This is a genomic window from Streptomyces niveus (assembly GCF_001723055.1).
Taxonomy (GTDB): domain Bacteria; phylum Actinomycetota; class Actinomycetes; order Streptomycetales; family Streptomycetaceae; genus Streptomyces; species Streptomyces niveus.
Window position 1 is genome coordinate 1 of sequence record NZ_MDCR01000518.1, and the last position, 1,049, is coordinate 1,049.

At 73.1% G+C, this 1,049-nt stretch carries 1 protein-coding gene; it reads left to right on the forward strand.

The window, feature by feature from the left end; genetic code table 11:
* The first annotated feature begins 220 nt into the window (after positions 1-220).
* Complete coding sequence (locus BHU15_RS37210) at positions 221-991, forward strand: 4'-phosphopantetheinyl transferase family protein (protein WP_079128642.1); 771 nt, start codon at positions 221-223, stop codon at positions 989-991.
* The last annotated feature ends 58 nt before the right edge of the window (positions 992-1,049 follow it).

Genomic DNA, 1,049 nt, shown 5'->3' on the forward strand with positions numbered 1-1,049 from the left:
GGAGTCCGACGGCGCCGAGGCTTCGGCCGACGGTGCTGTCTCCACCGTCAAGGTGGAGGGCTGACAGGGAGCCCGACACCGGTGTGCGGCCCGCGTCCTTCGACGCGGGCCGCACCAACTCCCGGTCACCGGCCGGGCCTTGGCGGGCGTCCGCGTACGCCTTGCGCTCGTAGCCGCGTCACGTCCGCCGGATCGAAGGCCGGATCGAAGGCAGGTCGGCATGGCATCGACATCGCGCCAGGTGCGCCCGGTGGGCGAGGTCCGGTTGTGGGCGGTGCGGCAGCCGCCCCCGTGGCCGGAAGCGCTCGTACTCTCCCTGCTCGACGCGCGGGAGCGGGCCAGGGCCGCGTCTCTCACCCACCCGCGTGACCGGTCGATGTATCTCGCGGCGCACGTGGGGCTGCGGCTGCTGCTGGGTGAGCGGCTCGGCGTCCACCCCCGGGATCTCCGGTTCGCCCGCGACCGCTGCGCGCACTGCGGCGGGCCGAACGGCAGGCCGATCCTCCTCACCGGCCAGGAGGGCCAAGGCGCCCCCGGCGGACCGTACTTCTCCCTCTCCCACTGCGCGGGCGTCACACTCATCGGGCTCGCCGACGTACTCGTCGGGGTCGATGTGGAACGGCTGCCCTCCCGCCGGACGGTCGAACTGTGCCTGGCCCGGCTGCATGCGCGCGAGCGGGCGGAACTGCTGCGGGTGCGCAGGGCCGAACGCCCCCTGGAATTCTGCCGGTTGTGGACGCGCAAGGAGGCGTATCTGAAGGCGCTGGGGACCGGGCTCAGCCGGGGGCTGGAACGGGACTATCTGGGAGCCGGGGGAGAGGGGAGGCCCGTCGGCTGGAGCGTCGTCAACCTGTCCTGCGGCCCGCAGGACCGCACGCACGCGGCGGCGCTGGCCGTGCCGCGGTGGGTACGGGCGCCTGCCGGACCGGACGAGCTGAACTGGTCGGCGTACGGTCATGTCCTCGGCGGCGTCGGCTCGTTGGGGGAGTGAGGCGTGTGGCGTGAGGCGTGCGGGCGAAGTTGACATGCCAACGGTACGCGATTAGGTT

Coding starts and splice junctions, on each gene's coding strand:
- BHU15_RS37210 (WP_079128642.1), top strand. CDS start 221: ATGGCATCGACATCGCGCCAGGTGCGCCCGGTGGGCGAGGTCCGGTTG.